Source organism: Micromonospora chokoriensis (assembly GCF_000718555.1).
Classification (GTDB): domain Bacteria; phylum Actinomycetota; class Actinomycetes; order Mycobacteriales; family Micromonosporaceae; genus Micromonospora; species Micromonospora chokoriensis_B.
Genome location: NZ_JOAN01000001.1, coordinates 232,710 through 258,620 on the forward strand (window position 1 = coordinate 232,710; position 25,911 = coordinate 258,620).

Consider the following 25,911-nt stretch of genomic DNA (forward strand, 5'->3'; position numbering starts at 1 on the left):
GTGCCCGGGGCCAGGGGCGGTACCCCTGACAGAGCGTCGCGGGCCTCGGGGTCCCGTGCGGGCCGCTCACCACCTTTGCTCTGCTTACCTATACGCACCACCGCGTTTAGCTGGGACTTTGAGACGGCCCGCGCAGTCGAGGGGTGGAAACTTTCCTCACGGGGCGTGTGCGTCGCATATAGGTAAGCAGAGCAAAGGCTCTGAGTTGGGGCCGTGGCCCGTAGCGGGGGCGGGCTCACCTGATGTGATCGGCCGGCGCCCACCGCGAGGGTGGACGCCGGCCGAAGGGGAATTGGCGGTGGATCAGTTGCGGCCGAAGACCTGGCGGCTGGAGCCGAGGCGCAGCAGCACCGTCTCGCCGGTGGCGTCCTTGACCCCGTCGTTGTCGGTGATCGCGTACACCTCGCCGTTGCCGGCCACGGTCAGACCCTCCAACTTCTCCTGCGTCCATCCGTTGGTGGCGCGCAGCGCGGGCAGCACGTCGACGGCGAGCGTCTTCGGCAGCACGGTCAGCGGGCCGGTCGCCGCCGCACCGGGCAGCGGCACCGTGTAGATCCGCTTCACAGTGGCGGCCGGGCCGTTCAGCTTGTCCCGCTCGATCACCGCGAGTCGGTCGCCGACGACGGTGATCTCGGAGAGGCCCATCCAGTCGCCGGGCACGGTGGTGGCCCCCAACTGGTAGCCGAACCAGCTCCAGGTGCCGGCCGTGACGTCGTACCGGCCGAGCCGGACGATGCCGGCCGGGTCGGTGCTCAGCTCCCGCTGCACGGCCACCCAGACGACCTCCCGGCCGTGCCGGTCGGTGGTCGCGGTGACCCCTTCGAAGCCCTGCTTGCCGAGGCCGGCGGCGACCTCGGCGGGCAGCAGAACGGTCTGCCGGGTGACCCCGTCGCCGTCGAGCCGGACCAGCTTGTTCTCCGTGCCCTTGGCACCCTCCACGGCGAGCCAGAAGCCACCCTGCGGGCGGGCGAAGATCCCCTCCGCGTCGTACCCGACCGGAGCGCCTGCCGCATCCTTCACCGGCAGCGCGCCGGTGATCACGGCCGGGGTCCGCTTCGCGTCGATGGTGAGGACGCGGGTCTGGCTGTATGCCGCGTCGGTGACGCTGTAGAGCTGGTCCCGCTTGCCCGGGACCGCGCTCAGTGCGCCGAGTGCGCCCCAACCGATCGGGACGCCCGACTTGTCCGAGGCGGAGACGATGCTCGGAAACGCCGGGGTGCCCTTGCCGAGTTGGAAGAGCGACACCGAGGCGCGAACGTTCACCGAGGCGTCGTCCACCTCGCTGGAGACCGCGAGCAGCCCGCGCGACGGGATCGGCAGCAGCCCTTCCGGCCCGTTGCTTGTCGGCAGGATCTGCTGGAACACCGGCTTGGTGGGGTTGGCCAGGTCGTAGACGGCGACGAAGTTGCTCCGCTCCGAGCCGACGAACGCGTACCGGACGCCGTCGTACTCGGCGACGGCCACCCCCTCGGGCTCGGTGCCCTTCTTGCCGGCCCGGTCCTCGTTGTGCAGCCCGTAGGTGGTGGCGAGTCGCTCGAAGGTGTTGCCGGCGTCCCAGGCGACGCGTCCGCTGCGGCTGTCGAAGACCGACCAGCCTCGGGTGCCGCCGTGCCAGTCGCCTTCGTTGGCCGTGGCGAGGTATCGGTCGTCGACCCAGGCCACCGCGTCCGGCTCACGCGGCACGTCGGTGATGCTGCCGGTCAGGTCGATGACACCGTCCTTCTTGGTGTCGATGCCGCTGATCGTGGCGGTGCCGGCGCTGAACACCTTGGTGATCCGGCCGGTGGGCAGGTCGATGAGGGCGACGCCGTTGTTCTCCTGAAGCGTCACGGCGAGCTGGTTGCGGCTGTTGATCGAGACGTACTCCGGCTCGGGGTCGGTCGGCGCGGCGAGCCCGGCCTGCGCCAGCGCGGGCAGCGCGCTGCCGTCGACGCCGGTCAGCGCCACCGGCCGTAGCCGCCAACCGGCCGGGGACTTACCGGTCAGGTCGACGATCTGCACGAAGCCGGCGGGCGCCTGGGGCAGGTCGCCCTCCTCGCCGCCGGGCGGGGTGGCCTCCTCGTCGCGCTGGTTCTCGATGGCGATCGCGGCGTACCGCTTGTCCTTGCTGATCGCGATCGAGTCGGGCTGACCGCCGAGGTCGAAGCTGGCGACCCGCTTGCGACTGGCCAACTCGATCACGTCGAGCCGGCCGGAGGGCTCGGTGAAGCTGCCGCTGGTGTTGACCACCACCAGCACGTACCTGCCGACCACGGCGACCGAGGTCGGCTCGTCCTCGGCGTTGCCGAGCTGGGCCAGGGAGAGCGTGCCGAGGCCGCGTGGCCGGCCGGCGGGAGATGTCCAGGAAGCCGATGCGCCGGGCCAGCGCGTCGGTGTGGATCAGGGTGCGACCGTCCTCGCTGACCGCCGAGATCTCGGCGACCGTCGCGGTCGCCGGGTCCTCGCCGGCCGGACGGTTCTGGAACACCGGGTACGTGGCGACCCGGTCGAAGGCGAGCGACGTACCCGGGTGGTGGTGTCCACCGGCCGACGCGGGGGTGGCCCCGGCCAGGCTGGCGGCGGCGACACCGGCTGCGGTGAGCGCGGTGAATGCTTTTCTGAGTGTCAAGGACTTCCTCCGTTAGGTCGTACCCGCTCGGAGGCTGACAGTCGTCGGGAAGCATCAGCTTGCGTCGACATGAACAGTCGGCGATGCGCGCAGCCGCCACCCGGCACCCACTATCAGGGCGACCGTGATGACGGTGACCGCGATGTCGCCGGCCAGTGCCGCAGCCGGGCTCGCCGGGGAGTACGGCGGCACCAGGTACGCGAACGCGGCGGCCATGACCAGGCTCGCGGTGCCGGCGGCGAGTACGTGCCGTTGCCCCCAACCGCTGCACGACGACAAATACGCGATCAGCGCACCGACGGCGGCGGCGAGTGAGAGCGCGATGACCACCCCTGGCCAGCCGGGGGCCAGGTCGGCGCCGAAGCGGACGAGGACGACCAGCAGAACCACCCAGAGCGGGTGCGGTGCCCGACGGGCCCGGCGCGGGCGGGGGCGTCGCCAGCGGGGCAGCAGTGCCGTCGCGACGAGGGCGAGGACCAGCGCCGCCGCGAACGCCAGTTGAAGCGGGCTGGCGAGGAAGCCCTTGCGGCCACTGCTGTCCGAGAAGATCAGCAGACTGCCGAGCAGGTAGATCACGCCGACCACGCCGAGCCCGGGCCGGCCCAGCCACGGCCGAAGTCGACGGCCGGCACCGAGAAACGACTCGATGAGCACGATCGGCGCGCAGATGGTCAACACGATGTGGTTGCCCACGAAGTCGTAGGCCTGCCGCAGGCTGAATCCCAGCCCCGGCACCAGCGTCGCCTCGGCGACGGCGCGGGTGTCGGCGTACTGCGTGTCGTCGAGGTAGTCGGGGTTGAACAGCGACTGGTCGACCAGGCCGGCCTGGAGCACGCCGAACGCGGCGGCGAGCAGCACGATCGTCGGCCAACCCGCGCCGAGGTGCCGCGCGGTCTCCCGGATCAGGATCGCCGCGCCGCCGTACATCGGGCCCAGGAAGATCAGCACCGGCAGGAAGTCGTCGATGGCGAAGCCACCCCACGAGCACTCGGCCGCCCACGGCGCGAGCAGCAGCAACGCGATCACCGGCAGCAGCCGCCGACGCAGCGGCGGCCGGTCGGCGGTGGAGGAGGGCTCGGGTCCGGTCGGCATGGGCGCTCCTCGCGACGGTTCAGGGGGTCACCCCCACCGTGCGTGGGCCGACCGGTCACCCGATACGGCCATCGGCCGACGACCGCTGCGACCAAAGTCGTTCAGTAGGGTGGGGGCGACGTCGCACCTGGGGAGCGTGGAGATGCAGCCAACCGTCACGGCCGACCTGGCGGCCCAACCCGTCGAGGTCGAGCCTCCGCTGCTCAGCTACCGCGACGAGGCGACCGGCGAGCGCGTCGACCTGACCGCACAGCAGGTCGGTTCGTGGGCGGCGCGCAGCGCGAGTCTGCTGCGGGACGGCTGCGGTCTCGGCCCCGGCAGCCGCGTAGCGGTGCTACTGCCGCCGCACTGGCGTACCGCCGCGGTGTTGTTGGGCGCCTGGGCCTCCGGCCTGGCGGTGTCGTTCCGACCGCGCGCCACCGCGGGCCTGCCGGTGCTCGAACCCGGCGGCGACCGGCCGTTCGACGCGGTCTTCGTGACGCCGCAGCGGCAGGACGACTGGCTGGAGGACGTGCCGGACGCCCCGCACCGCTATCTCGTCGGCACCGGGCCAGGGCCGTTGGCCGATGTGCCGTTGGGTTGGTTGGACTGGTCCGCCGAGGTGCTTCGCTTCTCCGACGTCACGCCCGACCACACGGCCATCCACCCGTCCGACCCGGCCAGCGCGGACGGCACGACCTACGGCCAGTGGGGTGCGCTCGCCCAGGAGTTCGCCACCATGCTGGGCCTGCGCGCCGGCGACCGGCTGCTGGTCGACGCCGCCGAGACCGAGCAACCGCTGAAGTGGTTGCTCGCGCCGCTCTCGGCCGGCGCGTCCGTGGTGATCAGCGCCAACCTCGACCCGGCGCGACGAGACGCGGTCATCGCCGCCGAACAGGTCACCCGCGTCCTCTGAGCAGCCCGGGGCTTTTGATCAACTAACTGTTCATCCCTACAGCGTCCTTCTCTCATCCGGCTTGGCGGGCGAGTTCGCCCAGAGCCGGCAGGGTCAGCCAACGGTCGCGCCTGCCGGCGTGCCACAGCACCTGTGGACCGGAGCGCTGGCCTGCCCTCCAACCGTTCGTCGGCCCTGCGGTGTCGTGGCGGGTTCTTTCTCGTCGGTGGCGATCATCTTGACCCGTCACTAAGGAGAAACCCCGTCATGACGCACGAAACACGTGCGCGGAGGAAGCGAACACGCGGCGTTCTGTCCGCTGTCGCGCTCATCCTCATCGCCGGACCGGCAACGGCCCTCAACCCCACGCTCGCGGGAGCGCAAGCGGCCCCGACCAGCGGTAACACGCCGCTGATCAACCTGAGCAGCGGGCAGAACGTCGAGGGCAAGCTCCCCGTCGTTGTCGAGCCGGTCACCGAGAACGACTCCGTGACCACCCTCGCGGTCGACGGCGACAAGATCGGCGCCGACAAGACCGCCGGCACCGCCCACTTCGCCTTCGAGATGGGTGGCAACGGCACCGAGGCCCGCTACCGCAACTACCTGACCGTCAACGCCCACACCGCCGAGGCGGACCGGGTCTACCTGCCGGACATCGCCGGCGGGCAGGTCGGCACCCTCGACTTCCCCGGTGACTGGCTGCGCCCCGGGGCGAACACCGTCACCGTCCACGCGGGAGCAAACTGGGTCGACTCGACCACCAAGACCGCCGTCGGCTACGAGGAGTTGCCCAACGGTGAGGGTGGTCGCTGCCCCAACTACGACGACTACGCGCTGAGCAGCATCAGCCTCAGCCTGCTCGGTGTGGTCGCCGACGGTGAGCAGAACCTGTTCAGCTACAACTTCGGTGACGGCACCTGCGGCACCTCGGCGAAGCTGCTCAACCAGGACCTGACGTTCGTCATCTCCGGTGAGCCGGGCAGCACCTCCGGTCTGCGTACCGACCTTGACACCACAAAGCTCACCAACGGTACGCACACCGTCAGCGCGACCACCCAGTCGGGCGCGAAGACGTCCGTGACCGTGGACGTCAACAACGCCCCGGCCGGCGCGGCGGTGGTCACCCCCGGTGACGGTGCCCGCGTACGCGGAACCCGGCCGGTGATCGCGGCGCTGCCCAGTGGCGGCAAGGACCACGTCGAGTCGTTGGCAATCGACGACAAGCCCGCCGAGAACGCGGAGGCGCTGGCCACCGGCACCGCCACCCTCGGGCTCACGGTCGCGGCCGGCAACTCGGTCGAGGCGCGCTACCACAACTACGCGCTTGTCAACGGCCACCGGGTCGACCTCGGCGGTGACTACGGCGCGACCGGCACGGAGGACGTCAAGCTGGCGTTCCCGACCCGGTTCCTGCACCTCGGTGACAACGTCATCGAGATCAGGACCGGCGACTACAACGGCACCCTCAACGGGGCGACCTGCGCCAACCACGACGACTTCACGCTCACCCGGGCGGCGACGAGCCTCACGCTGAGCACGGCGGGCACGGTGACGGCCGGCGCCACGTACATCGTCACCACCGCCGGCACGACCGTGACGAAGGCGGAGACGACAGCTGCAACGCTGGTGCTTGGCGACGGCACCTGCGCCGCCAACAAGGACGCCGAACTCCACTTCACCATCGCGGACGCCCCGACGACGCGTACCGTCGACACCCTCGGCAGCGGCGGCGACGCACACCTGAAGGTGTTCGTCGGTGGCAACGGCAGCGACAACGGGTACGACAACAAGGTGCTGATCAACGGCATCCCGCTGGAGATCGGCATGTGGGAGAAGGAGGTCGCCGACCTCGCCTTCCCGAACGAGTGGCTGGTGCCGGGCGTCAACGCCGTGGAGTTCGTCGCGGGCAACGACCACGGCAGCGCCAAGCCGGGCGGCTGCGACAACTTCGACGACTTCACCCTGCGCGACTTCCAGCTGCTGCCGACCGGCGCGAAGGCCACCCAGCTCACCCGGTCGATCGCGCAGACGACTGTCACCATCGGCTCGGCGAGCTACCCTGCCGGCTCCCAGGTGACCACGTCCATCGGTGACGGCACCTGCGGCAGCAGCTACAACGGTGTGCTGACCAAGATGGTGCTGTTCGACGTCACCGCGCAGGACGGCTCGGCGCTGTCGGCGCTGGGCAAGCGCGCCGACGTGGACACGACGTCGATCGCGGACGGCCCCCACACCATCAAGGCGGTCGTCGGGGACAAGACCTCGACGCGGCGCTTCACCACCGACAACACCGCCCCGGAGATCGAGAGCAGCGTCCCGGCAGCCGGGCAGCGGCTGACCTCGACCGTGGCGCTCAACGTCAAGATCAAGGACGCCACCGGGGTGGTCGGCACGCCGGTCATCACGCTGGACGGCACGGCCGTCAAGCAGGGCGACCAGATCGGCCACGGTCTGCCGGCCGGGCAGCACACCATCGCGCTGACGGCGACCGACGCGCTCGGCAACACCGCCACCCGTGAGGTGCGTTTCAGCAGCGCCAGCATCCCGGACGTCCCGACCGAGCTGAACTCGACGGTCAAGGGCACCGACCCGCTCTCGGCCGAGCTGTCCGCCCGGATCCCCGGTGCCGAGGGCGTCGGGCTGACCGCCACCTTCACCAAGGCGGACGTGGTCCTGCCGACGGCCGGCTACCAGGGTGAGGCGGCCGACGTGCCGACCACGCTCGACGTCCAGCACGACAAGAGCGTTGACGTCACCTCGCTGCGTCCGCTCGACGGCGCGACGATCGACACCCCGTCCACCCGTGGAGTGATCTTCCAGCGCTACGACCTGCCGCTCGGGGCGACCAAGCAGGAGCCGACGCTGCGCTGGTCGGGCACGATCGACCCGGCGCGGATCGTGGCGCTGCGGGCCTGGAACCCGGCCACCGGCAAGTGGGTCGTGCTGACCAGTTCGCGGGGCCAGGCCGGGAACGAGACGGTCCTGACCGCGCCGGTGGAGGCCGGCTACCGCGACGGCGGTGTGGTGCACGTGCTGGTCACCGGCGAGGACCCGTTCGCCGACGACCTGTCCCCGCACGACTCGACGGCGCAGAACGACAAGGACCGCTTCGAGGACCCGGCGTCGTACGACTTCTCGCTGGCGCACTTCACCGATACCCAGTACGTCACCGAGGGTGCGGCTGGCGGCAGCTACGACGACTTCGACGGCAAGGCCGAGCCCACTGACGTCGAAACGGTCGAGGAGCAGGCGATCTGGTCGGCCGCGTACCGCGACCAGATGCAGTGGATCGCGGACAACGCGGCCAGCCGCAAGATCGCGTACGCCGCGCACACCGGCGACGTCATCGAGAACGACTACTACGACCCGCTGGCCACCAACCCGGACGGCTCGCTGAAGCGGCCCGGTCTGCACGAGCAGGTCGAGAAGGAACTGGCCGCCGCCTCCGGCTTCCAGAAGATCCTCGACGACAATGGTGTCGTCAACCAGGTCATCGCGGGTAACCACGACGACCAGTTGGGTGCCGAGACGGGCCCCACCTCCCGGTTCAGCCGGACCTTCAGCTCGGACCGGTACTACCAGACGGCGAACGCCTGGCCGAAGGGGACCGAGTACCACGCGTGGGACGAGGCGACCAAGGCCGACGGCACCGTCACGCCCGGTAAGGACAACCAGAACAACTACCTGCTCTTCTCCGCCGGTGGCCTGGACTTCGTCGCGGTCGGCCTCTCGTACGGGGTCACGCCGGCCGAGGCCAAGTGGGCTGACTCGATCTTCAAGCGGTACAAGGACCGCAACGGGATCCTGCTCTCCCACGACTACCTGAAGCCCTCGGTCAACCCGGACGGACGGGGTGCGGACCTCTCCGCGCCGGACGGCTCGCCGCTCTTCAAGCAGGTCGTCGAGGTCAATCCGAACGTGTTCCTGGTCCTCGCCGGTCACGAGCACGGCGTCGGCACCAACCTGAAGTCGAAGATCGGCGTCACCGTCAGCCACGACGTCGTCGAGCTGCTGGCGGACTACCAGTTCTACACGGTCACCGCCGCCGAACTCTGGCCGAAGCAGGTCGCCGCCGACGGCACCATCGACGTCAACGGTGACGGCACCCCGGACCACAAGGCCACCGACCGGTTGCAGTTCGGGGCGAGCTTCCTGCGCCTGCTGCAGTTCGACGTGGACCGGGCCGAGATGCACATCGACACGTACTCGCCGTTCCTGAAGAACTTCGGGGCGACCGAGTACGACATCCGCCAGGACGGCAGCCAGCCCAAGCCGCGGTACAACGGCTCGGAGGACAACCTGACCCTGCCGGTGGACCTCACCACCCGCAAGACGTCGTTCAGCACCGACTCGCTCGCCGCGTACGTGCCGTCCGGCACGGTCGGCACCGACGAGGTGACCTCGAACGGTGTCGCCACCACGACCTGGGACAAGCTCCTGCCGGGCACCTCGTACGGCTGGATCGTCTCGGCGAAGAGCGCCGACGGTGGCGAGGCGGTGGCCCAGCCGGCCGTGTTCCGCACCGCCAAGCAGGTCCCGACGATGACCGTCACCGCCGCCGGAACCAACTGGGGCACCGCGGCGACGGTAACCGTGAAGGTTGCCGCCGGCAGCACCCCGGTCACCGGCGCGGTGGAGTTGCGCGAGGGCACGACCGTCCGCGGCTCGACCACTGTCACCAACGGGACCGCGACGTTCACCCTCCCGGTGGGCCTTGCGGGCGGCCAGCACCCGCTTACCGCGTCGTACCCGGGCAGTGAGCACCTCACGCCGGTGCAGGCCACCACCGTCCTGACGGTGAACCTGCCAGCGGAGTGGAGTTCGTCGACGGTCTACAACGACGGCGACAAGGTGACCTACCAGGGGCGGGTCTTCCGGGCCTCCTGGTACACCAAGAACCAGAAGCCGGGCGCCGACGCCAACGGCGCATGGCAGGAAATCGCCATGACCGAGGACGGTACGGCGATCTGGACCGCGTCTCGGGTCTTCAACTCGGGTGAGTTCGCCATGTACGACGGCAAGAAGTGGCGGGCCCAGTGGTACACCCGCAACCAGAAGCCGGGCGACCGCAACGGCTCCTGGGAGGAGATCGCCCCCACCCCGCCGGACAACAGCCCGGCGGCCTGGACGCTCACCAAGGTCTACAACGCCGGCGACCGGGTGTCCTTCAAGGGCCACGTGTACGAGGCGAAGTGGTGGACCCGCGGCCAGGAGCCGGGTGACAAGAACGGCCCCTGGAAGCTGATCAAGTAATCAGGTTCGCGTAACGCCGGCCCGGGACCGACTCTGGTCCCGGGCCGGTGCGCACTCCCGGCCCTGCACGTTGATCGGCTCGGCTTTCGTGAAACCGGGGTGTCAACGTGCCTCGGACACCGCGACTTCCAGAAAGCCGAGTCGATCAGAGCCGCGCGGGGGCATCACCCGTCCGGTGGAGGCCATCCGTTCCGCCCGCTCTCACGTTTGCCCTGCTCCTACGCTTCGCCGGAGGCAGGCGCGGGTGGGGTGCCGGCCACTTTCGACACCGGCGGAGGGCAGATGGCGTCGAGGCGTACACCTCGGGTTGTGGTTGCGGCGGTGGCCGGCGGCCTGTTCGCCCTCGGTGTGGTCGCGCCGGGTCCGGCGGCGGCGCCACTGCCCCGCGCGGCCCAGGCCGACGGCCCTACGGCCCCCGACCCGCGTGAGCCGCGCCCGCCGCTGCTACCGCCGGACTTCCAGGGCACCGGCCGGTACATCGTGCGGGACCTCGGCATCGACGTGCCGTTCAGCTGGCAGGGCCGGGACGGCAACAGCCAGATGACCGCCGGCGGCCCGGACCACCCGATCTGGTTCACGAACCTGATCTACGAGAACACGCTCTACACGCTCACCTACAAGTGGCCGAACATCCCGCTCTTCCCGCCCCGCGCGTGCAGCAAGGTCCCCGGTTTCTTCAACCGGCAGATCTTCAACGACAAGCTGAAGACCGCCCGCTACGTGGGGCCGGAGATCCTGCAGGGCGCCAAGGAAAAGGACCGGCACGTCGACCACTGGCGGGTCGGGGTCGTCGGAGGTTCCACCGTGCCGGGCGAGTTCTTCCGGTTCCCGATCGCGCTCGGCGACATCTACGTCGACCAGCACGACCCGAGCCGCTGGTGGCAGGTGTTGCAGTTCGGCCTGCAGAACCTCTTCGACCCGGAGCTGGACGAGTGGTTCACGATGGACACCTTCGACCACCGCCCCGGCGAGGTCACCCTCCCCGACCGCTGCCCACCCCCCACGTCCTGACGTCGGGGCCTCTTGATCGACTCGCTTTTCATGAAACTGGGGTGTCAGCGTGCCCCGGACGTCCCGACTTCCTGAAGGCCGAGTCGATCAACGGCCGTTTGGCCGCGTTCGGCTTGAGCAGGGCGACAGGTGGTCGGCGGGAAGGGCACACCGCGCGCTGCCGGGCAGCGGCCGGTCAGAGAAGACCCAATGTCGTACGCCCTGCTGGTCCTCGGCCGAGACGGTGACCCCGCCGGGCTCGACCCGTGCGCTTAGCCGGACCAACACGCGAGCGGCGGTACGCGCGAAGATCCGAGCGCGCAGCAGATCCGGCGCGGTGATCGGCAGGTGGATCACCCAACGCTCGCTCATCGGTGGCGGCACCGTTCGCGGATCTGCCGGGGCTGCGGCGGCTCTGCCCGCCCTCTCGTCGGCCGGCCCGGTCGCGGGGTTTTCGTCGCGGAGTCCAAGTCCACCCGGCGTTGACCAGGCTCGTCGGTCTTGCGTCAGAATCCGATTCGGGTCTTCTCCGTTGCCTGGAGTGCTCAGCCTTGGAGCCGTTGCGCCCAGTAGACCTGCCCGTCCGGCCCTAGGTAGACCAGGGCCAACAGCAGGTCGGACATCCCCACCGGCGCGGTGGCTATCGTCGGCTTCCGAGCAGCATCAGCCAAGTACGGAAAGCGCGCGACGAATGTCAGTGGCGAGGCCGTCTCGTCGAACACGCCAAGTCTGTTGCCGTTGCTCCGCCACTCGTGGTCTCCGACCTTGACATCGCCCGCACCTCGTAGCCAGGCATAGCGTTCGGCGATCCTGTTCTCGACGCCAGCGCTGCCGAGGCTGACGGCCTCCTGCGGAGCGGAGACGCCGAAGTCGTTCGGCTTGCGGTTGGTGCGCTTGTCGATGAGGAACACCGCGAAGTAGCCACCATCGAGTGGCTCAGGAGGCGGCTGCCAGGCGACCCGGCCCAGCACCAGCTGGTCGCGTTCGTCGGAGGCCAGTGGCGCGTGGGTCTTCTCGCCGAGCGCAGCCTGCGCCTCCGCATGGCTGACGAGGCTGAGCGAGGACGTGATGGCCAAGGCTTCCGGGCCGTATGGCGGGTGGTTGTGAGTCCATCGCCAGGCGGCCAATCCTGCTACCGCCACGACAGCTGTCACGACGACCGCCAGGGGCGACCGAATCCTCCGCCACGACATGCGCGTCAGTGAACCATGCGATGACCACGATCGGCAGGTGCCGCCGGGCCGCCGCCAACGCGGAGCCTCGGCGTCCCTGTGCCACGGACCCGGCCGATTCGTCTACGACATCAGCTCCACAGTGAGCGCGAGAGAAACCACATCCCCGTGCTCACCGCACTGATCAACTCGGCTTTCGGGAAACCGGGGCATCAACCTGCCCCGGACACCGCGACTTCCTGAAAACCGAGTCGATCAACGCACGTGAGCGGGGTCAGTCGAAGGACGGCAGGGATGGGCCGAGGACGTCGTCGGCGTCGATGATCTTGTAGGCGTACCCCTGCTCGGCGAGGAAGCGCTGCCGGTGTGCCGCGTACTCCGTGTCGATCGTGTCCCGGGACACCACGGTGTAGAAGTGCGCCTGCCGGCCGTCGGCCTTCGGGCGCAACACCCGACCCAGCCGCTGCGCCTCCTCCTGGCGTGACCCGAACGTGCCGGACACCTGGATCGCCACCGCCACCTCGGGCAGGTCGATGGAGAAGTTGCCGACCTTGGAGATCACCAGGGTGCGCAGCTCACCGGAGCGGAACGCGTCGAAGAGCCGCTCCCGCTCCTTGTTGGTGGTCGAGCCCTGGATGATCGGCGCGTCGAGGTATTCGCCGAGCTGGTGCAGCTGATCGATGTACGCGCCGATCACCAGCACCTGGTCGTCCGGGTGCTGGTCGACAAGCGCCTTGACCACCGGCAGCTTGGTGCGGGCGGTCGCCGCCATTCGGTAACGCTCCTCCGCCTCCGCGGTGGCGTACGACATCCGCTCCGCGTCGGTAAGCGTCACCCGGACCTCGGTGCAGTCGGCCGGGGCGATCCAGCCCTGCGACTCGATGTCCTTCCACGGCGCGTCGTACCGCTTCGGGCCGATCAGGCTGAACACGTCACCCTCGCGGCCGTCCTCGCGTACCAGAGTCGCAGTGAGGCCCAGCCGGCGGCGGGCCTGGAGGTCCGCGGTGAACCGGAAGATCGGCGCGGGCAGCAGGTGCACCTCGTCGTAGACGACCAGGCCCCAGTCGCGGGCCCCGAACAGGTCCAGGTGGGTGAACGCGCCGCCGCGCCGCGAGGTGAGCACCTGGTACGTGGCGATGGTGACCGGGCGGATCTCCTTGCGCTCGCCGGAGTACTCGCCGATCTCCTCCTCGGTCAGCGACGTGCGCGCGATCAGCTCCCGCTTCCACTGCCGGCCGGCGACCGTGTTGGTGACCAGGATCAGCGTGGTCGCCTTCGCCTCGGCCATCGCCGCCGCGCCGACCATGGTCTTGCCGGCGCCGCAGGGCAGCACCACCACACCAGACCCGCCGGCCCAGAACGCCTCGACGGCCTCCCGCTGGTACGACCGCAGCGTCCACGGCTTGCGCCCGTCCTTGCCGGCCTCGGCCAGCTCGATCGGGTGCGCCTCACCGTCGACGTAACCGGCCAGGTCCTCCGCCGGCCAACCCAGCTTGAGCAGCGCCTGCTTGAGCCGGCCACGCTCGGACGGGTGCACCCGGATGGTGTCGTCGTCGATCTTGTCGCCGAGCATCCCGGCGAGCTTCTTGCTCTTCGCCACCTCGATCAGCACGAGCCGGTCCAGTGCGCGCAGCACCAGCCCGTACGCCGGGTCGTTGGCGAGCTGGAGCCGGCCGTACCGGTCCATCGTCTCGGCCACGTCCACCAGCAGCGCGTGCGGCACCGGGTAGCGGGAGTATTTGATCAGCGAGTCGACGACACCCTCGGCGTCGTGCCCCGCCGCGCGGGCGTTCCACAGACCCAGCGGGGTCAGCCGGTAGGTGTGCACGTGCTCCGGCGAGCGTTCCAGCTCCGCGAACGGCGCGATGGCCATCCGGCAGGCCTGCGCGTCGGGGTGGTCGATCTCCAGCAGCAGGGTCTTGTCCGACTGCACGATCAGTGGTCCACCGCTCACGCCAGCGTCCTCTCCTCGGTTGGCCGACCATCCAGTGTTGCACGATCCGGGATGGCGGAAGAAAGATGCTCACCGGCCGCAACCGTGACGGCACTCACGAACGTCTAGTAAAGGGACGACTGTCAGGGGAGGTCGCATGAAGCAACTCCGGCTCACTTCCCGGCTGGTCGCCCTTGTGGTGGTCGTGCTGGTCGGCGCGGGTGCGTGCGCGTTCGATCCGCAGTCCGGCGGGAGTGGTGGCGGGGGAGCCGCCCCAGCCGGTGCGGCGGAACAGGCAACGGGGGCGAGCGACACGTCCGGGCCCGACCAGCGCGGCCGGCCCACTCCCGCTGCGCCAACCCCGAAACCAACCCCGAAACCCTCCCGCAAACCCACGCCGAAGCCGACCCGCACCGCACCAACCCCGACCCCCAGCACCGGTACGCCGACCGTCGCCGGCTGCCCCCAGGGCCAGCACCAGCGCGCGGTGGAGACCTACCTGGCCCGGTTGGGCGGGTTCGGGGCGGTGACCGTGGACGGTCGCCAGTCCGCCGCCGACTGCGCCGCGATCAAGAAGTTCCAGAAGAGGTACGGCATTCGCCCCGTCGAGGGTCGCGCCGGACCGACCACCCTCGACGTGGCCCAGCGCCTCGCCACCACCGACCCGGGCCGCTGCAAGGCCGGCACGGGCACCACGTTCTGCGTGGACCTGACCCGGCAGACCGTCTGGGCGGTCCGCGGCGGCAAAGTGATCATGGGCCCGACGGTGACCCGCACCGGCATGTCCGGCTACCGCACCCCGGCCGGCACGTACACCATCAACTACCGCAACCCCAAGGAGTGGTCCGACCCGTACGAGGTGTGGCTGCCGTACTGGCAGCACTTCACCCAGGGGATGGGCTTCCACGAGACCACCACCTACCTGCACGACAAGTCGATCGGCTCGCACGGGTGCGTCAACCTCCTGCACGCCGACGCCGTCCGGATGTGGGAGCTGGGAAAGGTCGGCACCCGGGTGGTGCTGATCGGCCGACGCCCCGGCACCTGAGCGACACGGAGCGAATCGCGGCGGTAACCCCCTGTCCGACCGGACTTTCGAGTGTCACGCTGGGAGTCCAGGGCCGGACCGGGCGGGGAGGCTGGGTATGACGGTCGACCGTGACGTGATCGCGGAGCATGAGCAAGCACCACCCGACGAGGTGTCCCGCGCGACCGTGATCGCGTACGCCATCGCGGCGACGCTCCTGGTCGGATGGTTCCTCTTCGGCTGGCTGGTGCTGCAGCAGGGCTTCATCGACTCGGTCGGGGAGTCCGCCGGCGCCGGCTTCGCACTACTGCTGATCATCTCGGTGGTCGGCACCGTACGCCGCAGCCGCAGCCGCAGCCGCAGCCGCAGCCGTCGTCGCTGACCGACCGCACCCGCGCGGCGGCGCTGTCGGTCAGTCCGCCACCACCGCCGCGGTGATCCGGTGCAGCGCGAACGTGTGCAGCATCTCGGTCCGTTCGTCCTCGGCCCGCAGGTAGCCGGCCCCGATCGAGACCGGCTTGAGCAGGCGCGAGGCGGTCGCCCCGTGCGCGTCGACATAACCGACCCAGACCAGCGCCTTGTCCCGGACAGCCTGTTGGAGCACCGCCAGGGCCTCGCTGTGGGTGTGCGCCGGCACCGGGCCACCGCCCAGCCCTGGCGCGCCGCCGCGCACCACCGCAGGCGCCCGTCGGGCTGCCCGCGCCGCCGCTTCACCCCGCCGGATGTGCTCCACCACGCCGAGCAGCCGAGGCATGGGCAGCTTCGGGGCGGCCAGCGGATCGACTGCCCGGGTGGTCACCGACACCCGGGGCGGGGCCCGTCGGATTCGCGGCCGGGCCAGCACGGTGCTGCCGGTGCCGTCCTCCTGCACCGGGGCGTACCCCGCGTCGCGAAGCGCGCCCAGCAGCCGACCAACCTGGTACTGCGTGCACAGCACCGTCGGCGCGAGCCGCCGCAGCGCCAACGACTCCAGCCGCCGGTCGGCCAGCACCTCGCTGATCAGCGTCTCGTCGTCGCTGCGCAGGTACGCCCCGGCCAGGCCGACCCGCAGCCCGCCGTGCTTGCGGGCCACGTCGTCGACCAGGTAGGTGAGCCCCTGCGGCACCGGGGTACGCGACCGGCGTCGGAACACGTCGTGCAGGTCGTCGGCCGTGTAGCCGGAATCCAGTGCTCGCCGCACGCTCGCCGTGGTGACCCGGTGCACGCTGGCCCCGCCGGCCGACTCCAGCTCGGTCATCGCCTCCAACTCGGCGGCCAGCCCCGGATCGGGCGGGCCGGGCACCACCACGGTCAGGTCGGCCTGCACCAGGAAGTGGTCGACCGGGGCGGGCAGCAGCGCGTCAAGCGCCCGCGCGGCATTGGAAGGGTCGCCGCTCTCGACGTCCGCGTGCACGCCCAGCGGGTCGTCGTCGCCCCGCTCGCCGGTCGACGTCAGGTCACCCAGCAGCAGCCGACCGTACGAGGTGAGCGCCCCCAGCCCCGTCACGCCCAACTGCGCGGCCTCGGCCAGCACCTCTCGGTGGGCGGCGTCCCGGCCTCGGCTGCGTCTTGGGGCCCGCCAGTCCAGCAGCGCCTGCACCTCATCCGGGGTGGGCGCGGTCGCCGGCTCCAGGTCGGCGAGGACACCGAGCACCGCCCGTCGGGTGGCCGGCGCGCTGGCCCGCTCGGCCTCGGCCGAGAGCGCGGTGATCGGCCGGTCCCGGTCGTCGCGGCGGCCGACCAGCCCCACCTGCCGGGTCATGCTCAGCCACGCTCGGGCGAGCTGCTCCCAACGTTGGGCCAGCGAGGCGGCCCGCCACACCTCGTACCCGCCGGTCGGCAGCACCTGCTGATCCGCCCCGTACCGGCCGGTGGCCGCGCCGGGCATCTCCAGCTCACCGACGAGCCCCGCCGCGTACGCCACCTCCAGCAGCAGGGCGGCGTTCGGCTCGTCCAGTCCGGCGGTACGCGCCAACCGGCGCAGGTCCCGCACCCCGATGCCCCCCGAACGCAGCACCGGCGCGGGCTCGTCGGCGAGTTGCTCCAGCAGCCCTTCGGTGTGTCGGACCACCTCCATGGTCTGCCCGGCGCCGGCCGAGTCGACCGCCTTTGGCTCGCGCGGCGCGGCGGCCAGCGGCGGTGGGCTGGTGCGCAGGGGCCCGAGCGGGCCGCTGTCGCGGCGCAGCAGCAGGCCGACCTCGCGGGGCAGCTCCACCGTGCCGCCAGCTGTGGACGAGCCGGTCGTCACGGGGACCAGCAGCCGGTTGTCGACGAGCCACCGCACCGGAGAGCCGGTCGGGGCACCCCCGTTGGTTGGGTCGGAGAGCACCGGGTCCGCCGCGCCGAGCGGCGGCGCCTGCAACGCCCCCGGCGGCACGCTGCCCACCGGCGGGCCGGCCGCCAACCGGTCCAGGATCGCCCGGGCCGAAGGCGGGGCGGCGAGCACCGTCCGTCGGAGCTTCGCCGGGTCCGCGCAGAGCGCGGCCGTGCGCGGGTCCAGCTCCGCGGCGGGTCGGCCGAGCCCAGCGGGGTACGGGGCGACTTCGTCGACGGCGGGCACCACCTGGAGCGCGTGCTCCGGGCCGTACAGCAGGAAGAGCGCACGCAGCCGGTCCACGGCGGCCCGGACGGCCGTCGGGGCCGGCGGTTGCGGCCCGCTGGTCGCCATCGCGAGCACGGCGTCGGTGGCCGTGGTGCCGTCGTCCGGATTTCGGGTGAGGCGGGCGGCGTCGAGGATCTGTTGGGTGAACTGGTCCAGCCCGTCCAGCGCGCGGGCCACGGAGACCCGGGACTGGGCCCGGATGGCCAGGGCGGAGACGTCGGCCGGCACGGGCACGACGAGGTCGGGCCGCAGCTGGAGAAGCGCGGCCAGTGACTCATCGGGCAGCGACCGCAGGTGGTCGGCGAGTGAGGTGGTCATCGTCTTTCCACGCTAGCCCGGCACCGGGCTTCCGCGCCCCTCGGACGTCCGGCCGACTGGGAGTGGCCGGTACGTTTCTCGACATGCCCGCACTGACCGTCGGATTCGATCTCGACATGACCCTGGTGGATTCCCGCCCCGGCATCGCCGCGGCCTACCAGGCGCTGACCGCGCGGACCGGCGTGCCGGTCGACGCCGAGCTGGCGGTGTCCCGGCTCGGCCCGCCGCTGCGTACCGAGATCGCACACTGGTTCCCGCCGGAGCAGGTCGAGTCGGCAGTGCTCGCGTTTCGCGAGCTGTACCCGGCGTACGCGATCACCCCGACGCTTCCCCTGCCCGGCGCGCGGGAGGCGATCGACGCGATCCGTGCGCGGGGTGGTCGTGTGTTGGTCGTCACGTCCAAGATCGCCCGGCTGGCCCGGCTGCACCTGGACCACCTCGGTCTCACCGTCGACGAGTTGGCCGGTGACCTGTTCGCCGAGCAGAAGGCGACCGCCCTGCGGGAGCACGGAGCGACCCACTATGTCGGTGATCATGTCGCGGACATGGTGGCGGCGGCAGCGGCCGGGGTGCCCGGCATCGGGGTCGCGACCGGCCCGTGCTCCCGGGCTGAGCTGCGCGCGGCCGGGGCGGACATGGTGCTCGATCAGCTCACCGAATTCCCAGCGGCACTCGACGGCATGATCCAGCTAGCCTTGGAGCAGTAGCGGCTCAAGTGAAGCAGGGGTTTTCAGGTGCCTACGGGTCGAGTGAAGTGGTACGACACGGCCAAGGGATACGGCTTCGTCACGAGTGACGAGGGCGGCGACGTGTTCCTGCCCAAGGGGGCGTTGCCGGCGGGTGTCACCGACCTCAAGGGTGGCCAGCGGGTCGACTTCAGCGTGGTGGACAGCCGCCGGGGCGCACAGGCCATGGGAGTCAAGCTGCTGGACGCCCCGCCGTCGATGGCCGAGCTGCGCCGTCGGCCGGCCGAGGAGCTGCACGGCCTGGTCGAAGACATGATCAAGGTGCTGGAGGCGAAGGTCCAGCCGGACCTGCGCCGGGGTCGGTACCCGGACAAGAAGTCCGCGCAGAAGATCGCTCAGCTGGTCCACGCGGTGGCCCGCGAGCTGGAGGTCTGAGGCACCAGGCCAGCGGTGGCGGCCCGATCGAGCAGTGCCGCCACCGCGGCGAAGCCAGCATCGCCCAGGTCTGCGGTGAACTCGTTGACGTAGAGGCCGATGTGCCGGTCCACCACGTCGGTCTCCATCTCCTGGGCGTGCGCCAGCACGTACTCCCGGCTGGCCGCCGGGTCCGCCCAGGCCTGCCGGACCGACTCGCGGACCCAGCCGGCTGCGGCCTCCGGGTCGACCGCGCCACGGCGGGCCAGGATCGCGCCGAGGGGGATGGGCAGGCCGGTGTCGGCCTCCCACCACTCGCCGAGGTCGACCAGGGCGCTCAGGCCGTGCCGGTGGTAGGTGAACCGGGCCTCGTGGATGACCAGCCCCGCGTCGTAGCGCCCAGCCGCCACGCCCGGCATGATCTCGTGGAACGGAACCACCTCGATCCGGGCCGGCGGTCGCCCGGCCGACCAGAGCCGGAACAGCAGGTACGCGGTGGTCCGGTCGCCCGGCACCGCCACCGTGGCACCGGTGAGGTCGGTGCGGTCCGGGCCGCCGTCGCGGTCGCCCCGGGTGAGCACCAGCGGGCCGCAACCGCGACCGAGCGCCCCGCCGCAGGGCAGCAGGTGGTAGTCGTCGAGCAGCCAGGGCAGCGCCGCGAAGCTCACCTTCACCAGGTCGAACGCGCCCCGCTCGGCCGCCGTGTTGGTGACGTCCACGTCGGCGTACGTCACCTCGACAGGTGGCGCGCCGGGCACCCGCCCGTGCACCAGCGCGTGGAAGACGAACGTGTCGTTGGGGCAGGGCGAGATCGCCAGAGAGAGCGCCACATCCTCACGGTAGCCCCGCCCTCCGCCCGGGTTGCGTGCCCACCCCGCGACTGTGATCCGCGACCGGCGACCGTGACCGCGCCACTCTCCCTGTGGAGCTGGCCGACGCGCGGGCACGGCTACTCGCCCTCGGCATGCCCGCAGGCCGCATCCAGCCCCGCTGCTTCACCCGCTGACGGCTCTCCACGCAACGGTGGGGTCGGCTGGGAGGAATCGCAGCAATGAGCGCGATGACTGTGAGTCATCAAGATGACTACCAGTCATCGCGCTCATCAGGACAAGGCCGTCCGGACGCGAATCGAGCGTCGGTCCTGGCGTCCGGTCTGCCGAGTGGCAACCCGGTCATGGCCAGCGCCGCTGCTACCCGACGAGATGATGGATCCGAAGCGGTCCAGGTCAGCGTGGCTGCCTGCGGGAGTAGGTCATCCACCGCTCGCGGTGGTTGTCCACAGCGTTATCCACAGCCTGACGCAGGGTGTTGATAGCTCGCTGCTTGAGCCTGGCCGGGTCGGCGGAGGCCGTTCAGCGCAGTGCCGGAGCGGCTGCGGTCAGGGCGGTGAGGGCTTCGCGCAGCCGCCAGGCGTCCCGGTCGCGGGGGCCGATCGGGTTGGAGATGGTGCGCAGTTCGGCGAAGGGCACGCCGGCCTGCGCTGCGGCCACTGCCACGCCGTACCCCTCCATGGCCTCGGCGACCGCCTCCGGGTGCCTCCGGCGCAGCTCGTCGGTGCTGGCGGCGGTGCCGGTGACGGTGCTGAGCGTGAGCACCGGGCCGGTCGTGGCCGTCGGGAGGGCGGCCCGCAGCGCCGCCAGCAGGCCCGGGTCCGCCGGCACCCTGCTGCCGGCACCGAGCAGCGCGGGCGGCATGCCCAGCTCGTCGATGGGGAGGAAACCGTCGGGCGATTCGGCGCCCAGGTCGGCGGCGATGCTGACGGTGCCGAGCACCGTGTCGCCGACCTCGGCCCGCCCGGTGAAGCCGCCGGCCACGCCGGCGCTGACCACCGCGCGGTACGGGCTGCCGGCGGCCTCGGCCAGCGCCAGCAACCGGGCGGTGGCGGCACCGGCGACGGCCGGGCCCACCCCGATCGGGGTGACGGTCACGGTGTGGTCGGTCAGCCCGGCGCGGACCGCGTCCGCCTCGGCGGGGACCGCCGTCACCACCAGCAGGCCGGTCACGAGAGTGAGCCGGGAGACTCGCGACGGGTGTCGTCGTCGGCCCCGCCACCCGGGCCGCCGACCGCCGACGACGGGCGGTAGATGTGGTAGCCCGGCGGGGCCAGGCTCGGGTCGTCGTACTGCGGGGAGCTGGCCGGGGCTGGTGCCGGCGAGGTGGGCGTGGGATCCCCGGGCTCGTCCGCCGGCTCCTCCTCGGTCAGCTCGTCGTCGCCGAGCGGCCGGCCGGCCAGCTTCTCGCCGCGCAGCCGGGCGGCGACAAGCACACCCCGGATCGCGGCCAGTACGCCGAACCCGGCGGCGACGGCGATGCCCATCCGGCCATTGAACGGCACCAGCCCGAGCCCACCACCTGCGACGAAGGCGAGCATCAGCACCGTCTCGGAGTGGGCGAACGAGCTGGCCCGCAGCCGTTCCGGGATGCGCTCCTGGATCGAGGCGTCCACGGCCAGCTTCGCTACCCCGCTGACCAGCGCGGCGACCAGGCAGAGCAGGGCGACCATCACCAGCGAGAACTGGATGACGGCGAGCACTGCCACGCCAGCCACGATGATCATGCTGCTGGACTGGATGGCGGTAGGTCGATGTATGCGCAGTCGGGTGCCGATGGCGGTGGCCAGGAAACTGCCGATCGCGAGCGCGCCGCCGACCACGCCCAACGCCCACTCGGCGCCCAGATCCCGGCCGAACACGACGGTGGTCAGGTCGCCCTTCTTTATCGCGAAGGCGAGGAAGAGCAGCAGGAAGCCGTAGAGCGCGCGGAGCGCCGCGGCACCGATCAGAGTCGCGATCACCAGCCGGCCGGACGGTCGACCCCGGCCCAGCGGCCGATCGCCGCGGCGGCGGCCCAGCGCGCGCAGTGGCCGGGGAACCCGCTCCGGTGGCTCCGAGTCGGCCTTTGGCGGCAGCCGCAGGGAGATCACCATGCCGACCAGGAAGATCACCGACGCGACGCGGAGCGGCCACTGCGGCCCGAACCAGAACGCGGCCAACCCGATCGGCGCCACCAGCGCACCCGCGACCGTGCCGTAGACGCTGGCTCGGGCGCCCACCTGGGACAGGCCGAGGCCCTCCGGCAACAACCGGGGCACCGCCGCGGAGCGGGCCACGCCGTACGCCCGGGAGAGCGCGAGCACCCCGAACGCCGCCGGATAGAGCCCGAAGCCGTGGATGTAGTCGGAGATCAACCAGGCCAGGAAGGCGCGGCCGAGCATCGTCGCGGCCAGCGCGTACCGCCGGCCGTGCCGGAAGTGATCCAGCAGCGGGCCCACCACGGGGGCGAGCATCGCGAACGGCACCATGGTCACCAGCAGGTAGAGCGCGACCTTGCTGCGGGCCTCGCCGAGCGGCACGTTGAAGAAGATCGTGCCGGCCAGGCCGATGGCGATCAGAGTGTCACCGGCGCAGGAGAGCGCGTGCAGGTCGAACAGGCGAACCATGCCGACCTCGCCGCCGGCGCCTCGGGCGCGGGCTCGACCGGCCCGACGGGTCACCCAGCGGCCGCTGCCCACCGAACCACGCAACAGCAGACGGATGGCGCGAATGCCGGTGCCGACGGTCCGCCCGAGGACGGATCGCCCGGAGCGGGAGTACGACGGCATGTGCACCATCCTCGCCCATCCGATCCGGGTATGCCGCACCACCGCTGGGAAAGGTTCCCGGGAGTCCCTGTCACCCCTGCGAAGCGCATGGGGAACAATGGTCAGGTGACCAGGCCCGTCTCCACCCGTGCCGCCCGTCTCGACCAGGTCTGCGCCGCTGCCGTCGAGGTGGCGCGCGCTGGCATCACCGAGGTGGACGCCGACGATGTCGGCGACCACCTGCAGGTCGTGGCCGAGGGTGATCGACTGGTTACCCACTACTTCGAATGCCGTCTCGCCGGCTACCGCGGCTGGCGCTGGGCGGTCACCGTCACCCGGGTGCCGCGCAGCAAGACGGTGACCATCTGCGAGACGGTGCTGCTGCCCGGCCCGGACGCGCTGCTCGCGCCGGGCTGGCTGCCCTGGCAGGAGCGGCTCAAGCCGGGCGACCTGGGCCCGGGCGACCTGCTCCCGACCTCGCCGGACGACGATCGACTGGTCCCCGGTTACCTGCTCTCCGACGACCCGGCGGTCGAGGAGACGGCGTGGGAGTTGGGCCTCGGACGCGCGCGTGTGCTGTCCCGGGAGGGCCGCATCGACACCGCGCAGCGCTGGTACGACGGTGACCACGGCCCCGCCGCGGCCATCTCGACCGCCGCGCCGGCCGCCGCACGCTGCGGCACCTGCGGCTTCTACCTGCCGCTGGCCGGTGCGATGCGGCAGTCCTTTGGCGCGTGCGGCAACTTCTACGCCCCCGACGACGGCCGGGTGGTGAGCGCCGACCACGGTTGCGGCGCCCACTCCGAGACGTTGATCGAGGCGGCCGAGACCGCGGTCGACGAGCTTCCCACGGTGTACGACGACAGCGCGGTGGAGGCCATGTCGGTCAGCCGGGCCCCCGGCTCGGTGGAGGCCGCTGAGCCGGCGGAGCCGTACGGGCACTCCTGATCGTCCGCGCCGGAGTGCTCCGGCGCGGTGGCCAGGTCACCTCGCGCGGCGGCGGCGTCGGTTGGCGTCGTGCCGCATCATCACGGCGAGGCCGGGAAAACCCCACAGGAAACCGGCGAGGCAGGTCCAGAGCCAGTTCTGGTGATCGTGCTCGGTCAGCCAGCCCCGGAAGAAGATCAGCAGGACCAGCCCGGCGATCGCCCACGCGATCAACCCGGCGAGGGCGAACGGCACCATCGGCGGATCCAGTGGTGCGGGCCGCGGTGGCTGCTCGTTCGGCATTCGGCAAGCGTACGGGATCTACTTCCCCTGCCCGCCGACGATCTGGGACGATGCGCGCGACAACCGGAAGATCACCTGCGAGGACCTGATGGCAGTAGCGCCGCCCGAGAACGGCACACCTCCCAACCCCGCTCACCCGCGTAACGGCTTCGACCGGTTCTTCGAGATCTCCGCCCGTGGCTCGACGCTGAGTCGTGAGGTACGCGGCGGCCTGGCGACCTTCTTCACGATGGCGTACATCGTGGTGCTCAACCCGCTGATCTTGGGCGGGGCCCTGGACGGTGACGGCAAGAGCCTCCCGATTCCCGCGCTCGCTGCCGCGACGGCGCTGGTCGCTGGCCTGATGACCATCCTGATGGGTGTGGTCGGCCGGTTCCCGCTGGCGCTCGCCGCCGGTCTGGGCGTCAACGCCCTGGTGGCGTACGAGATCGCCCCCGAGATGACCTGGGCCGACGCGATGGGCCTGGTGGTGATCGAGGGTCTGATCATCGCGGTGCTGGTGCTGACCGGTCTGCGGACTGCGGTGTTCCGTTCGGTGCCGACCCAGCTGAAGACCGCGATCGGGGTCGGCATCGGTCTGTTCCTGACCATCATCGGCCTGGTGGACGCCGGTTTCGTCCGGCGCATCCCGGACGCTGCCAACACCACCGTGCCGGTCGGGCTGGGCATCGGCGGCAAGTTGGTGAGTTGGCCGACGCTGGTCTTCGTGGTTGGCCTGCTGATCACGCTGGTGCTTGTGGTCCGTCGGGTGCGTGGCGCGATCCTGATCGGCATCCTCGCCTCGACGGTGCTGGCGGTGATCGTGGAGGCGGTCGGCAACATCGGCCCGTCGTTCGTCGACGGTAAGCCCAACCCGAAGGGTTGGTCGCTGAACGTGCCGGAGTTGCCGACGACGGTGGTCGACCTGCCGGACCTGTCGCTGCTCGGCAAGTTCAACGTGCTCGACTCGTGGGGCCGGGCCGGTTGGCTGGTCGTGCTGATGTTCATCTTCACGCTGTTGATCACGGACTTCTTCGACACCATGGGCACGATGGTCGCGGTCGGTCAGGAGGGCGGCCTGCTCGACGAGCAGGGCACCCCGCCGAAGGCCAAGGAGATCCTGCTTGTCGACTCGATCGCCGCTGCGGCCGGCGGTGCGGCGAGCACCTCCAGCAACACGTCGTACATCGAGAGCGCCGCCGGTGTCGCGGAGGGTGCGCGGACCGGGGTGGCCAACCTGGTCACCGGCGCGCTCTTCCTGCTCGCGATGTTCCTGGCGCCGCTGGTCGTGATCGTGCCGTTCGAGGCGGCGTCGACGGCCCTGGTGGTGGTCGGTTTCCTGATGATGACCGCGGTGCGGACGATCGACTGGTCCGACTACGAGATCGCCATTCCGGCGTTTCTCACGATCGTGCTGATGCCGTTCACCTACTCGATCTCCAACGGGATCGGGGCCGGTCTGATCACCTTCGTGGTGGTGAAGCTGGCGCGGGGCAAGGCCCGGGAGGTCCATCCGTTGCTGTACGGAGTGGCCGCGCTGTTCGTGCTGTACTTCCTGCGTGGGCCGATCGAGTCCCTGGTGCTCTGACGCAGGTCCGGGCGGGGAGTCGATCGGGATTCCCCGCCCGTACCATCATGATCCCCCTCGTGAGCCTGGTCATAACGGATGTCGTTAGCCATGCTCATTAGTTAAGCTAACTACTGTGACGGAGCGGACGGTGACGGCGGAACGCGTGCCACCGGCGCAGCTGGCTCCCCAGCTGCGTGATGCGATCACCCGACTCAACCGGCGGGTCCGACAGGCCCGACCGGTCGGCGACCTCACGGTCACCCAGGTCTCCGCGCTCACCAGCCTGCGGCTGGCGGGTGCGATGACACCCCGGGAGCTGGCCGATGTGGAGCGGGTGCAGCCGCCGACGATGACCAAGATCGTCGGGAAGTTGGAGGACCGCGGCCTCGTGCGGCGGACACCCCATCCGACCGACGGGCGGCAGGTCATCCTCGCGGCGACCGAGGGAGGGCAGGCCGTGCTCGACCAGTTCGAGCGGGCCCGCGACGAGTGGCTGGCGCACCGGCTGGCCGCGCTCGACGAGGACGAACGGGAGACCCTGCAGAGGGCCGCCGAGATTCTCCAGCAGCTCGCTCGCGCCTGAGCCGCACCCGCGCCACCGGGT

The 25,911-nt window shown here is 71.0% G+C and carries 21 protein-coding genes; 11 read left to right on the forward strand and 10 right to left on the reverse strand.

The features are described from left to right. Positions 1 to 303 precede the first annotated feature (303 nt). A complete protein-coding gene (locus IF46_RS32080) occupies positions 304 to 2,253 on the reverse strand; it encodes an esterase-like activity of phytase family protein (RefSeq protein ID WP_232233894.1) in 1,950 nt (649 codons plus the stop codon). Between the two features lie 83 nt (positions 2,254 to 2,336). On the opposite strand from IF46_RS32080, the gene IF46_RS35000 reads away from it, so the two are divergent. Further along, entirely contained in the window at positions 2,337 to 2,624 is a 288-nt protein-coding gene (locus IF46_RS35000) for a hypothetical protein (RefSeq protein ID WP_232233895.1), read from the forward strand. A 38-nt stretch (positions 2,625 to 2,662) separates the two neighbouring features. Here IF46_RS35000 and IF46_RS0101095 read toward each other — a convergent pair whose 3' ends face one another. Continuing rightward, on the reverse strand, positions 2,663 to 3,700 hold the full coding sequence (locus IF46_RS0101095) for a hypothetical protein (protein WP_030486351.1): 1,038 nt from the start codon (positions 3,698 to 3,700) through the stop codon (positions 2,663 to 2,665). 142 nt (positions 3,701 to 3,842) lie between these two features. On the opposite strand from IF46_RS0101095, the gene IF46_RS0101100 reads away from it, so the two are divergent. From IF46_RS0101100 to IF46_RS0101110, 3 genes are all read left to right on the forward strand, one after another. After that, entirely contained in the window at positions 3,843 to 4,595 is a 753-nt protein-coding gene (locus IF46_RS0101100) for a TIGR03089 family protein (protein WP_030486352.1), read from the forward strand. 246 nt (positions 4,596 to 4,841) lie between these two features. Then, entirely contained in the window at positions 4,842 to 9,827 is a 4,986-nt protein-coding gene (locus tag IF46_RS33010; RefSeq protein WP_051723551.1) for a carbohydrate-binding protein, read from the forward strand. 282 nt (positions 9,828 to 10,109) lie between these two features. Continuing rightward, positions 10,110 to 10,838 carry a hypothetical protein gene (locus tag IF46_RS0101110; protein ID WP_157562499.1) on the forward strand — a complete coding sequence of 243 codons (729 nt, stop codon included), beginning with the start codon at positions 10,110 to 10,112 and terminating at the stop codon, positions 10,836 to 10,838. 87 nt (positions 10,839 to 10,925) lie between these two features. Here the strand turns inward: IF46_RS0101110 and IF46_RS0101115 are convergent, their stop codons facing one another. The 3 genes from IF46_RS0101115 to IF46_RS0101125 form a co-directional block, all read right to left on the reverse strand. Then, positions 10,926 to 11,189, reverse strand: coding sequence for a hypothetical protein (locus IF46_RS0101115; RefSeq protein ID WP_030486355.1), 264 nt, complete (start codon positions 11,187 to 11,189; stop codon positions 10,926 to 10,928). Positions 11,190 to 11,362: 173 nt separating this feature from the next. Continuing rightward, positions 11,363 to 11,893 carry a hypothetical protein gene (locus tag IF46_RS0101120; RefSeq protein ID WP_232233896.1) on the reverse strand — a complete coding sequence of 177 codons (531 nt, stop codon included), beginning with the start codon at positions 11,891 to 11,893 and terminating at the stop codon, positions 11,363 to 11,365. Positions 11,894 to 12,263: 370 nt separating this feature from the next. Further along, the gene (locus tag IF46_RS0101125; RefSeq protein WP_030486357.1) at positions 12,264 to 13,943 is read right to left on the reverse strand and encodes a DNA repair helicase XPB; all 1,680 of its coding nucleotides are present in this window, start codon (positions 13,941 to 13,943) and stop codon (positions 12,264 to 12,266) included. 136 nt (positions 13,944 to 14,079) lie between these two features. Between IF46_RS0101125 and IF46_RS0101130 the strand changes: the two genes are divergently transcribed. Further along, entirely contained in the window at positions 14,080 to 14,970 is an 891-nt protein-coding gene (locus IF46_RS0101130; protein ID WP_030486358.1) for a L,D-transpeptidase family protein, read from the forward strand. Between the two features lie 97 nt (positions 14,971 to 15,067). Further along, entirely contained in the window at positions 15,068 to 15,331 is a 264-nt protein-coding gene (locus tag IF46_RS0101135) for a hypothetical protein (RefSeq protein ID WP_030486359.1), read from the forward strand. A 30-nt stretch (positions 15,332 to 15,361) separates the two neighbouring features. Here the strand turns inward: IF46_RS0101135 and IF46_RS0101140 are convergent, their stop codons facing one another. Then, positions 15,362 to 17,848 (reverse strand): helicase-associated domain-containing protein, encoded by a 2,487-nt coding sequence (locus IF46_RS0101140; RefSeq protein WP_030486360.1) that lies wholly within the window; start codon positions 17,846 to 17,848, stop codon positions 15,362 to 15,364. A gap of 83 nt (positions 17,849 to 17,931) precedes the next feature. Between IF46_RS0101140 and IF46_RS0101145 the strand changes: the two genes are divergently transcribed. Further along, positions 17,932 to 18,555 (forward strand): HAD family hydrolase, encoded by a 624-nt coding sequence (locus IF46_RS0101145; protein ID WP_030486361.1) that lies wholly within the window; start codon positions 17,932 to 17,934, stop codon positions 18,553 to 18,555. A 27-nt stretch (positions 18,556 to 18,582) separates the two neighbouring features. Next, positions 18,583 to 18,969, forward strand: a complete 387-nt coding sequence (locus IF46_RS0101150) for a cold-shock protein (protein WP_030486362.1) — start codon at positions 18,583 to 18,585, stop codon at positions 18,967 to 18,969. On the opposite strand, the gene IF46_RS0101155 is transcribed toward IF46_RS0101150, so the two are convergent. The 3 genes from IF46_RS0101155 to IF46_RS0101165 all read right to left on the reverse strand — a co-directional run bounded on the left by IF46_RS0101155 (position 18,930) and on the right by IF46_RS0101165 (position 22,549). After that, positions 18,930 to 19,778, reverse strand: coding sequence for a 1,4-dihydroxy-6-naphthoate synthase (locus tag IF46_RS0101155; protein ID WP_030486363.1), 849 nt, complete (start codon positions 19,776 to 19,778; stop codon positions 18,930 to 18,932). The genes IF46_RS0101150 and IF46_RS0101155 overlap by 40 nt on opposite strands. Positions 19,779 to 20,300: 522 nt before the next feature. After that, entirely contained in the window at positions 20,301 to 20,951 is a 651-nt protein-coding gene (locus tag IF46_RS0101160; RefSeq protein WP_030486364.1) for a futalosine hydrolase, read from the reverse strand. Beyond that, on the reverse strand, positions 20,948 to 22,549 hold the full coding sequence (locus IF46_RS0101165) for an MFS transporter (RefSeq protein WP_030486365.1): 1,602 nt from the start codon (positions 22,547 to 22,549) through the stop codon (positions 20,948 to 20,950). Before IF46_RS0101165 ends, IF46_RS0101160 begins: the two co-directional genes overlap by 4 nt. Before the next feature lie 87 nt (positions 22,550 to 22,636). On the opposite strand from IF46_RS0101165, the gene IF46_RS0101170 reads away from it, so the two are divergent. Beyond that, a complete protein-coding gene (locus tag IF46_RS0101170; RefSeq protein WP_030486366.1) occupies positions 22,637 to 23,476 on the forward strand; it encodes a DUF3027 domain-containing protein in 840 nt (279 codons plus the stop codon). A 36-nt stretch (positions 23,477 to 23,512) separates the two neighbouring features. On the opposite strand, the gene IF46_RS0101175 is transcribed toward IF46_RS0101170, so the two are convergent. After that, entirely contained in the window at positions 23,513 to 23,758 is a 246-nt protein-coding gene (locus IF46_RS0101175) for a DUF2530 domain-containing protein (protein ID WP_030486367.1), read from the reverse strand. A gap of 88 nt (positions 23,759 to 23,846) precedes the next feature. On the opposite strand from IF46_RS0101175, the gene IF46_RS0101180 reads away from it, so the two are divergent. Beyond that, on the forward strand, positions 23,847 to 25,325 hold the full coding sequence (locus IF46_RS0101180; protein ID WP_030486368.1) for an NCS2 family permease: 1,479 nt from the start codon (positions 23,847 to 23,849) through the stop codon (positions 25,323 to 25,325). Positions 25,326 to 25,440: 115 nt separating this feature from the next. Continuing rightward, the gene (locus IF46_RS0101185; RefSeq protein WP_030486369.1) at positions 25,441 to 25,890 is read left to right on the forward strand and encodes a MarR family winged helix-turn-helix transcriptional regulator; all 450 of its coding nucleotides are present in this window, start codon (positions 25,441 to 25,443) and stop codon (positions 25,888 to 25,890) included. Positions 25,891 to 25,911: the final 21 nt, after the last annotated feature.